This is a genomic window from Mariniflexile maritimum, from assembly GCF_009746565.1.
Classification (GTDB): Bacteria; Bacteroidota; Bacteroidia; order Flavobacteriales; family Flavobacteriaceae; genus Mariniflexile; species Mariniflexile maritimum.
Genome location: NZ_WRPN01000014.1, coordinates 69,009 through 77,493, shown reverse-complemented (window position 1 = coordinate 77,493; position 8,485 = coordinate 69,009). Strand labels below are relative to the sequence as shown.

Annotated in this window: 2 protein-coding genes; one reads left to right on the top strand and one right to left on the bottom strand. The window is 38.9% G+C overall.

What is annotated here, in order from left to right:
- Window positions 1–318: 318 nt before the first annotated feature.
- Window positions 319–1,689 carry a histidine--tRNA ligase gene (gene hisS, locus GQO80_RS14770; RefSeq protein WP_157209136.1) on the top strand — a complete coding sequence of 457 codons (1,371 nt, stop codon included), beginning with the start codon at window positions 319–321 and terminating at the stop codon, window positions 1,687–1,689.
- A 204-nt stretch (window positions 1,690–1,893) separates the two neighbouring features.
- Here hisS and GQO80_RS14765 read toward each other — a convergent pair whose 3' ends face one another.
- Entirely contained in the window at window positions 1,894–8,259 is a 6,366-nt protein-coding gene (locus GQO80_RS14765; protein WP_157209135.1) for a choice-of-anchor D domain-containing protein, read from the bottom strand.
- Window positions 8,260–8,485 lie beyond the last annotated feature (226 nt).

Genomic DNA, 8,485 nt, shown 5'->3' with positions numbered 1-8,485 from the left:
GTACTGTCCAGATTCCAAGAAAATTATAGAAGGGTGGGATTTCTATGAAACGATATCACGATAAACCTGTGTATCTAGCCGAGACCTCTCTATCCCTTCTATTTTTACTTGCATTATTAATCAGAAATTTACTATTTTTAAATTCAATTAACGACCCTGCCGTAAACATACGAGCCGAGACCGATAAAAACAAATTGCTACGCTTTTTTTCTAATGAAAAAGCGCGCAATGACGTTTTCATTAATTATTTTTGCCTTTCCTGCGAAAGCGGAAATCCAATAATTTAAAAATACATCTGATTTTTTCAGGTAGTTGAATATGGCCCAAAAACCAAGCATCCCAAAAGGCACCCGAGATTTTAACCCAGAACAGGTAGCAAAGCGCACCTACATTTTCAATACCATTAGAAATGCTTTTGAAACCTTCGGATTTCAACCCATTGAAACCCCCAGTTTTGAAAACTCGGAAACCCTCATGGGAAAATATGGTGATGAAGGCGACCGATTGATTTTTAAGATTTTGAATTCGGGGGATTATTTAGCAAAAGTTGATGAGCACGCCTACTTACAAAGGGATTCTTTAAAACTCACTTCAAATATTTCCGAAAAAGCCCTCCGTTACGACCTCACCGTGCCTTTTGCACGCTATGTGGTGCAACACCAAAACGAGATAGAATTCCCGTTTAAAAGGTATCAAATACAACCGGTTTGGCGCGCCGACAGACCACAAAAAGGACGTTTTAGGGAGTTTTACCAGTGCGATGCCGATGTGGTTGGTAGTAAATCGCTGTGGCAAGAAGTGGAGTTTATCCAATTGTACGACAGCGTTTTTTCAGCTTTAAAACTGGAAGGTGTTACCATAAAAATAAATAACCGTAAAATTTTATCGGGCATTGCCGAAGTTATTGGCGCTTCCGATAAGCTCATCGATTTTACGGTCGCTTTAGATAAACTCGATAAAATTGGCGAGGTTAAGGTGAAGGAGGAAATGCTTTCCAAAGGCATTTCAGAAGAAGGCATTTCAAAATTACAGCCCTTATTCACGTTGTCCGGTTCGTTTGAATCGCAAATTGCAAGCTTGAAATCTATTTTGTCTGCTTCCGAAGAAGGCACAAAAGGTATCGAAGAAGTAGCGTTTATCAATGAAGCCATTTCAGAATTGGGATTAAATACTGCTACCTTGCAGCTAGATGTTACCCTGGCGCGCGGTTTAAATTATTATACAGGAGCTATCTTTGAGGTTGCTGCACCTAAAACCGTACCCATGGGTTCTATTGGCGGTGGCGGACGTTACGACGATTTAACCGGTATTTTCGGATTGCCAAATGTGAGTGGCGTTGGCATCAGCTTCGGGTTGGACCGTATTTATTTGGTGCTTGAAGAATTAGGATTGTTCCCGGAAACGGTAACTAAAAACATAGATGTTTTGTTTATTAATTTTGGTGAAAAAGAAGCCTTGTTCTGTTTAAAAGCCATTAAAAAATTACGTTCGGCAGGTATTCGTTCCGAATTATACCCCGATGCCGATAAAATGAAAAAACAAATGAACCACGCCAACAAACGTGCCATCCCCTTTGTGGTTTTGGTAGGCGAGGAGGAAGTTAGTTCTAATAGCTTCACACTTAAAAACATGGTTTCGGGCGAGCAATTTAAAGTGTCGTTTGATGGAATGTTACAGCATTTAAAGTAAAAGAACCATCTAATACATTAAAATAAACAAGGTATTTTTTGATTGCCATGTTCTGCTAGTTTACAAATAACTTTTTTATATGAAGACTATGCTTTATGGATTGCTTTACTTTGTTCACAATGACTCAGAAATAGGAAAGTCCTAAAAATTAATTTAGGACTTTCCAAAACTTAGGTTTAAATAGATGTAGATTTGGGGGTTACATCAATTTTTTTGCACCAACACTTTTTTGGAAATTACTCCAGTAGCTGTATTCAGTTTTATAATATACGCGCCCGTGGCCATATTTTTGGTTTTGTGCGTAATGTACGTGTCGTGAGTGTTGCTTTCAAATTTCAAGACCGATTGCCCTAAAATATTCAACACTTCAACAGATTTTAGTTGCATCGCATGGGGGTTATGAACAATGATGCTTTCCTTTTCATTTGAAAAATAGGCTTGCAAACCGCTGTTTTCAGCCCCTTCTGTATTTAATGCTTGGGCATTGGCGAAGGTTATTTCAAAACGCTCGGTATAAGTTCCGGGGGTTACATACACTTGATAGTTGCCGTCCTTTAAATTATGATAGGTGTTTAGCTGCTTATCATGCACAAATATATTGGCATTGGCCTCTATATTTTCTAAACTATCAATTCGTATGGTTGCCAAACCTGCTTTGCTTATGGTGACGCCTAAAGGTAAAACCTGTTCACTGCTGAAATTATTGACCGCTTGAATGATGAACTTAGAATCGCTAAAGTGCCAGTACATATCCTCATTGTTGGTTTCATTCAAGAGGGCATCATAGCCCATATCGAAATTATTGGAAGTCGCTGCATCAACGCCTACCAAGAGTTGTCTGTGGTAACCGTTTGGCGAATCGAACATCAGTCTTATTTTTTGTCGTGTATCGGCATCGTCCTGAGCTATTTGGCTCGACTTCGATTTTGCAGATTTAAAGAATAGAGACCCTGTGTTGGTTCCAGTAGTCTGTTCCTTTTTAAAGATACGCTGACTGTTTTTAAACAGGATAGTACCACCGGCAATGGGCTGCGACAACCCTGTTAAAGCACCATCAGAAATAGCCGACACAAAGAAACCTTGTGCCACCGGGATATATCTTTCGGGTATTTTAGTACCAGCAACTCCTGAGGCATTAATTCGGGCATCGTTTGAGATGGCTTTGGTTCCACCTATTAAGGTGTAAGTGGCATAGCCTCCTTGATAAGCGCCCAAGTTATGCGAATTTACCGCAAAATGATCCCAGAAATACAGGGCACCGTTAATAATGTTTCCATTGGTATTTCTTCCATTGGTTTCCAGATTGCTTATGTTGTCTTTAATAAATTCGTCAGCATCCATAGCCGATGAATAGGGGTTTCCAACCAAATAGTCGTTTCCAGCCCCAATGGTTAACGAAAACGTGCCATTGTTTGGTTTTCCGTTAAAAATATAATTTTGATCGGGAGTAACAGTGCCGGGGCCTTTCATGGTAAACCCTTCAGCGGGCAATATGGAGCCCGTGCTTCTAGCATGCTGCCATTGGGAATAAGTATCGCCCGGTCTGTTGGCATACTTCCATATCCAGTAATCGGCAACGGCCGGTGCTGTTGTGCCGTTGAACCCCGAAGTTAAAAACCCAACATTGGTTATTACTTGCGGTACCGAATAGCTGGAATTAATTGTAGGAGCTACTGGCGACGACCAATAATTGTATAAATAGGTGTTTGAATAACCTTGTTGGTCGCGTTCTAACGTGCCAGTACTAGCAGGATCAAGATCGCTCCTGTCGGTTTGGATTAATTGCGATTCGCCTTCCAAATCGATGGTGCCATTTAGTTTTAGGTAATGGGTTACGGTCAATCCGTTTCCGGTCTTGGTGGCGGTGTTGCCGTTCACTTGTAAATCGCCACTATTTTGTATCAAGCCTTGTACGGCACGTTCTCTTCCTAAAGTAGTAAAGTCATCAATTGTAATGTTGTTGTTTAAAGTAACAATATTCCAAGTAATGGGAGTGGCACTCGGCAAGATTGATAAGGCATTTGGTAATTCTTGTACCGTATTGTTTAACCATGTACCGGGTGTTGACCATGCGCCATTTGCCTGTGAAACATAGGGGAGTGGTGCCGTTTGAAAATCGACCGTATCTAAATTTCTTAATGCACCTTGGCGGTTATTGCCCGACATATCGTTGGTGTTGGTGTAAGTGTAAACGGATAATGGGTAATAACCTGCCAAATCCGACCAAGGAATGGTGTTTAGTTCATTTTTGGTGATGGTGGTAGGCAATACAAAACCCTTCATTAAAGGCAACGGATTCAATCCTGTTGTGATATTTTTATCTACAAGTTCTTGGTTCATAATGTACCGTAATTGGTTAACGGTAAGCGCCCTATTCCATATTCTTACTTCATCTATATTTCCTTTAAAAAATGCAGTTGGCGTGTTTTTTCCGGCTGCTGCTATGTAAAATGATTGTGTTGTAGCAACAGGTGCTGGGAGTGCTGCCGATGTATCTGGTACCCCATCGATATATAAGGTTGCGATACCGCCTGTGTAAATAACGGCTACTTCATGCCATTTATTTGCCGGTATAACAACAGAAGAGGTTACCGATGCCGCACCACCATTTACAACAAATTCCAGTCGGCCAGTAGCATTTAGTTTAAAATCATACCCTTCGGTATAAGTGGCGTTTCTTTTGGATAGAATGGAAGCATTTGTAGTTCCAGTATCTCTTTTTATCCATGCGGAAATTGTAAATTGGGCTGGGTTCAGGTTTAAGTTGTTTTCCATATCGATATAATCCTGAACGCCATCAAAATAGACGGAACGTTCCACGATAACCTGAGGCGCATAACCAAAGGTGATGTACTTCACGCCATCAAAATCGTAGTTCGCTACAAGATTGCCATTGCCATCGGAAGTCATAACGCGATAATCAGCGGTGGGGTCAAAAACGCCGCTATTGGAAATAAACATGAGATAACTACCTGGGGGATTAATATTTCTAACGCAACTTTGTGGTATTTTAACTTGAACGGAAGGTACATCGCCACCAGTTTCAACCACTTTCCAAACACGTTGCATGGCAACAAACGACACAGGCGTTGTTAAGCCGGCGATTCCTGCGCTCATATCAACTCCAACCGATACAGCAGCCAAATTAATATCCACACCATTATTGCCCCAGCACAAAAATGCTCTATCGGTAAAGTTGGTTGGATTGGTTGCAATGTTTAATTTGTTGGTATTATAAACAGAGGTTAAGCCCATGGTTAAGAAACCGCTCGTTGGACCTATAATATCTGTTTCTAAGTTCTGACTTTTCGATTGTTTTTGGTTTAACTGTGAGGCATCATCACGACCAATACCAGCAATATCGTAATTATAGCTTGAATTTGAACTTGTGTTCCATATTATATTTCCTTGGGAGTCAATGTAATTTACATCATTCACTCTGTAATTGGTTAATGAGCTCGCATCGGCTTGAAGTGTAACGCCATATTTAATACCTAAATAACTTTGAATTTTTTGTTTGTCTAAAATTGAATTAGGTGAATTGTATGAAATGACTTCACCTAACATTCCGTTTAGTTGAGAACTTGATCTACCATTAAAACCACTTCTACCAGCACCCACTAAGAATGACAAATTGTTGAATTCATAATAGTTTAAGGGAGTACCAGTACCCGTTGTTCCGGTGGTCCCTGTTGTATTATCAATGCGCTTACCATTTTTATAAATTTCTTGGGCGGTTCTTGCAAAATTAGCTTTCGCATTGATAATAAGTACATGATTATAACTGTCGCTGGTGGATGTATAGGCTCTACCATAAGAATTAACACCCGGTGTAAAGCCACTATTTGCATAAGCACCTAAATTGTGGGCCACAACTTCATCTACATATCTACCAGTTGAACTACCAAAAGCTATTCCAGTTGGGTCTTCGTGAAAGTTGGCATTATCTGAACGTCCACCAAATGGAAATTGGCGGGTGGTGGTACCAGTTGATTTGCTTACTACATCATCACTTTTAACCACCACAAAATAATCTTGTGAATAGAATCCACCTTTACCGTTCATGTATTCTGTATTACTAATGTTAAAATCGGCAATTGGGTTGTAATTTATATTTCGGGTGTTGTTATCCCTGTATGTTGGCGCTATGTAGCTGGCAGCGGTGGCATCTTCTTTATCCAAAACGGTGGCGTAAGCTTGATCTTCCCAACCTGTAAGACGTGCCCCGTCCGATACCGCTATTCCGGTATTAGCCTTTAACCAAAGCCTCAGGTTTCCTTTTACATTTGCTGGCGCTACGGAAGCATTACTTAGTGTTGTTAATGGATCTGCTTCAATTCTAAAATTGTCGAATCCAACACCAACCTCAGTAGTAGAACCATCGGTTGCAAACTGGATTCTAAATCGAACATTACTTTGGTTTGAAAATGTACCATCTGGTAAATCCAGTATTGCATTTTTAAAATGGCTATATGGACCAGGGAAAGTAGTAGCTGTAGTATGGCTATCATCGTTCCAGCCATCACTTCCTAGTGCCGTTGTATTGTCATCATACCAATTGGTTCCAGAACCACTAGCACCTAAAATAGTAAACGGTCCTCCAGATACGGAGTAAAGAATTCGCATGCCGTCACTATTATTTTGAGTGTTGTATTCAACATCTAAACTTAACCTTAGATTTCTAAGATTTGTAAAATTATATACAGGACTTTCTATAACAATGTCGGTGTTGTTCACATAATTATTATAAGTATTGTTTCTCCAAAAACCACCTTCAGCAATTTCATCGGTTACAGATGCTGGATACGTGTTGGTCCATACCCAAGTATCATTTGTTGATGTTACAGGACTCCATCCGCCATTAGTAACATCAAATGATTCATAATAAGCGGTATATTGAGGCGGACCGTTTACACCTGTACCTTGAATACTAAAATCGTAGGGGTTTTCATCAGTATCATCGTTTGCTATGCTGATTGTTGCAGATCTTAATCCGCTTCCGTTAGGGTCGAACGAAATTGTAAATGTTGTTTGTCCTCCTGCCGCTATTGGCGTAGTTGGGGTTACTGACACTGTAAAATCTGAAGCATGGGGCCCAGAGATGGAAATGTATGGGGAAGCACCAGTTAAATTTAACGAACCAGTCCCCACATTATTTATAATATAAGTTTTAGAAATAGTACTTCCAACTACGTTTACGTTTCCAAAATCCGAGTTATCGATTAATGTAGGAGTTACATCACCATCAGCAATCACTAGGGCATTTCCTGTAATCTCAATCTCAGGAAATGGGGGAACAGCATTCCCTCTAATGCTAAAATCATAAGGGTTTTCATTACTATCGTCATTGGCAATAGTTAGTGTAGCATTTTTTATACCTATGGTAGTAGGGGCAAACCTAATAACAAAAGTGGTACTACCAGAAGCTGTAATGGGAGTTGAAGGGATGGTGGTTACACTAAAATCGGATGCATTGGCTCCTGATATGGCAATTCGGGGTAAAGCTCCAGTTAAATTCAAATTGGCGGTTCCTAGATTTTGAATGGTAAATGTTCTTGAAAAATTACTTGCTATGGCTACATTTCCAAAATCGGTGTGGTCTGTGGTTGTTGGTGTTATATCGCCGTCAGCTATATTAATTGTATTTCCTTGAATGTTTATCTCAGGTGCAGGTGTATAAGCAGTACCACTAATACTAAAATCATAAGGGTTTTCATTACTGTCATTATTAGCGATCGTTATTGTAGCATTTTTTATTCCTGGGGTAGTTGGAGCAAACCTTATAACAAATGTTGTACTACTAGAGGCTGCAATAGGTGTAGAAGGAATTGTAGTTACACTAAAATCAGCAGCATTTGCACCTGATATTACAATGTGTGGAGCAGCGGCAGTTAGATTAAGGTTGACTGTTCCTAAATTTTGTATTGTAAAAGTTCTTGAGAAATTAGTTGCAATTGCTACATTTCCAAAATCTGTAAAATCTGTTAATGTCGGAGTTAAATCGCCATCTGTAATGTTTATTGAGTTTCCTTGGATGTTTATTTCAGGTGCTGATAAAGCGAGTATGTTTAATGAATAGTCCTCAACTTCACCATCAAAATTTGTTTCACAAGAAGATGGATTAGAATTATATTTTGCTGAAACTCTCATTCTTGTAGTTCCAGTTGCCGCAGTTAAAGGTATTGTTATAGTTAAAGGACATAATGAAGTGGTACCATCTGATACATTTCTTACATCACCTAAATCATAAGATTCTCCAGAATCAAGAAAATCACCATCTTGATTCCAGTCAATCCAAGCAAAAGCATGTATTGTATAGTTTCCATCTGTATTAACTCTTACAGTTAAGTTATGACTATTACCCTGAGTTACGTTTGTTGAAATACCAGTAAAATTTTCATAACCTACATTTTTTGGTATATCAGCATTGCTAATCGTGTTGAAAGAAACAAATGTTACGCCAGTATTATAACTTGTATTTCCGTAAGAAGAACATTGAGCATTAGCCTTTATATTTGAAAAAAATGATATAAATATAATGGTATTAAAAATATAAGTAATTTTTTTCATGAGAGGTTAGTTTTTTAGTTTGGGACTAATTATATGGCTCAAATGTATGTTAATACTCTATGAAATGCAAATATAATCGATGAAATGCAATTGTATTTTGTAATATATTGATAATCATTAATTTAAAAAATTTGATTTTTTAGATTTATGTGGTGTTTCCAAGATATACATGCCGGATGAAATAATAAAAGGGCTGCTTATTAAGCAACCCTTTGTATATAAATGA